This window comes from Streptomyces nanhaiensis (assembly GCF_046614825.1).
GTDB lineage: Bacteria > Actinomycetota > Actinomycetes > Streptomycetales > Streptomycetaceae > Streptomyces > Streptomyces radiopugnans.
Map to the genome: position 1 here is coordinate 1 of NZ_JBKJFM010000309.1, position 2489 is coordinate 2489.

The window sequence follows — 2489 nt, forward strand, 5'->3', positions numbered from 1 at the left end:
CGGACCGCTCCGGGCCCTCCTCCACCCGGGCGAGGGTCTCGCGTGCCGGGCCGGGGGTCCGCGGCGCTCCGGTGTCCTGCCGGGGCAGGGCGGGGCCCGTGGGCGGGGCCGGCGGTCCGCCCTCCTGCGGCCGCTGGCCGCCCGCCACCGTGACGCACCCCGAGACGGCCGCCAGGGCGGCTCCGGCCAGGAGCAGGGCGCTTCGCACATGTCGCACCCGGCCAACCCTCCCGCACCGCGCGGCCGCCGGGAACTCCCCGCAGGAGTGACGCGGGTGCCTCGTGCGCCTCGTGCGCCTCATGTGCCTCGTGCGTCTTGTGTGTCTCGTGGGGTCCGTGTGGCCGATGGCGGGCCCGCCGGGGACCCTCCCCGGCCGGGCGCACCGCGCCGCGGGCACCGCCCCGCCGCACCCGTACGACCGCGACGGCACGCGCCGTCCGGAAGCCGCCGTGCGCCGCGTATGCTGCCGGTCCGCGGGGGAACACGGTGCGGCGGCGCGGCGGCCGCGCCCCGAGATGCCCCCGGACGGCACCGGACGGCACCGGACGACGGCGAAACCAAGGGGGTCCCGTGAGGGTCGGAGTGATCGGACTCGGCGACATCGCGCAGAAGGCGTACCTGCCGGTGCTCACCGCCCGGCCGGGACTGGAACTCCATCTGCACACCCGCACCCGCGCCACCCTGGAGCGGACGGCCGAGGCCCACCGGATCCCCGGCCCGCAGCGGCACACGGACCTCGACGCACTGATCGCGGCCGGCCCCGACGCCGCGTTCGTCCACGCCCCGACGGCCGAGCACCCCGCGATCGTCGCCCGGCTGCTGGAGGCCGGGGTGCCCACCTACGTCGACAAGCCGCTCGCCCACACCCTGGCCGACGCCGAGCGTCTGGTGCGCCTGGCCGGCGAGCGGCGCGTGCCGCTCGCCGTCGGCTTCAACCGCCGCCACGCGCCCGGCTACACCCAGTGCCTGGAGCACCCGCGCGACCTGATCCTGATGCAGAAGAACCGCATCGGGCTGGCGGCCGACCCGCGCGAGGTGGTCTACGACGACTTCATCCACGTCGTCGACACCCTCCGCTTCCTGCTGCCCGGGCCGGCCGGGCACATCGACGTCCGCGCCCGGGTCAGGGACGGGCTCCTGCACCACGTGGTGCTCCAGATGTCGGGCGACGGCTTCACCGCGATCGGGGTCATGAACCGGATGAGCGGCAGTGCCGAGGAGGTCCTGGAGGTCTCCGGGCGGGACACCAGGCGCCAGGTGTTCAACCTCGCCGAGGTCGTCGACCACAAGGGCCAGCCCAGCGTCCGCCGCCGCGGGGACTGGGTGCCGGTGGCCCGCCAGCGCGGCATCGAGCAGATCACCCTGGCCTTCCTCGACGCCGTGCGCACCGGGCGGCACCTGGACGCCGAGGACGCCCTGCGCACCCACGAACTGTGCGAACGGGTCGTCACCGCCGCGCTGGAGCAGGCCGGGTAGCCGCCCTCCGCGCTCCCGGCCGCCGCTTCCCCCACCTCCCGTCCCGGAACCCCCCGTCCCGGAACCGGCGCGCCGCCGCCACGGCCGCCGCCGACAGCAGCGAACCCAGCGCGGCGGCGACGGCCCAGTCGCCGAACCGGACGTAGCCGGTGGTGCCCGAGGCGAGCGGCACCTCGTAGACGGCGGCCCCGCTCCGCTCGGTGCCCAGCCGCCCGCCCACCGGCTCGCCGCGCGGGCCGTGCACCGCGCTCACCCCCGTCAGCGTGGCGTGCACCATCGGCCGTCCGCTCTCCGCGGCCCGCAGCGCCGCCAGGGAGGCGTGCTGGGACGGCGCCCAGCTGTCCTGGAAGGTGGAGGTCGCCGACTGGGTGACGAGCAACTCGGCGCCGTCGCGCGCCAGCACCCGGCCGGTGTCGGGGAAGGCCGACTCGAAGCACACCAGCGGGCCTGTGCGCACCCCGACGCTCTCCATCACCACCGGCGCGTCCCCGCGCCTGCGGTCCTCCTCGGCCGCCCTGCCCACCGCCGTCGCCCAGCCCAGCAGGGAACGGGCCGGCACGTACTCCCCGAACGGCACCAGCCGCATCTTGTCGTAGCGCTCCCCGGTGGGCCCCCGCGGGCCCACCGCCACCGAGCTCTTGAAGATCCCCGGCCCGCCCGGCCGCCGGGCGTCCACGTTCACCAGCAGCGGCGCCCCGACCCGCGCGGACAGCGCAGCCAGCCGCTCGCCCAGGTCCGGGCGTTCGTCCAGGTCGTAGCCGACGCTGCTCTCGCCCCACACCACCAGATCCACCTCCCGGCCCGCCAGGCCGCGGGTCAGCCGCTCGCCGGCGTCGAAGCGCGCCTCGGCCCCGGCGACCACACCGGGCTGCACCACCGCGACGCGGACCGTGTCCGACGGCCGCGGCAGCGGCGCCCACGCCCAGGCCGCGGCCGGAGGCCTCCACGGCGCCGGCGGCGGCCTCGTCCGCCCCGCCCGTGGCGAGGTGCGCCCGCCGGTGGCCGCCCCCCCC

2 protein-coding genes and 1 pseudogene are annotated in these 2489 nt (G+C 77.6%); 1 reads left to right on the top strand and 2 read right to left on the bottom strand.

Features of this window, described 5'->3' with window-relative positions:
• Window positions 1-217, bottom strand: a pseudogene (locus tag ACLIYP_RS30155) (hypothetical protein); the annotation flags it as partial.
• 353 nt (window positions 218-570) lie between these two features.
• Here ACLIYP_RS30155 and ACLIYP_RS30160 point away from each other — a divergent pair.
• Window positions 571-1476, top strand: a complete 906-nt coding sequence (locus tag ACLIYP_RS30160; protein ID WP_412716254.1) for a Gfo/Idh/MocA family protein — start codon at window positions 571-573, stop codon at window positions 1474-1476.
• Here ACLIYP_RS30160 and lnt read toward each other — a convergent pair.
• The coding region (lnt, locus tag ACLIYP_RS30165) for an apolipoprotein N-acyltransferase (protein WP_412716255.1) at window positions 1448-2489 on the bottom strand (1042 nt) is incomplete at its 5' end. The genes ACLIYP_RS30160 and lnt overlap by 29 nt on opposite strands.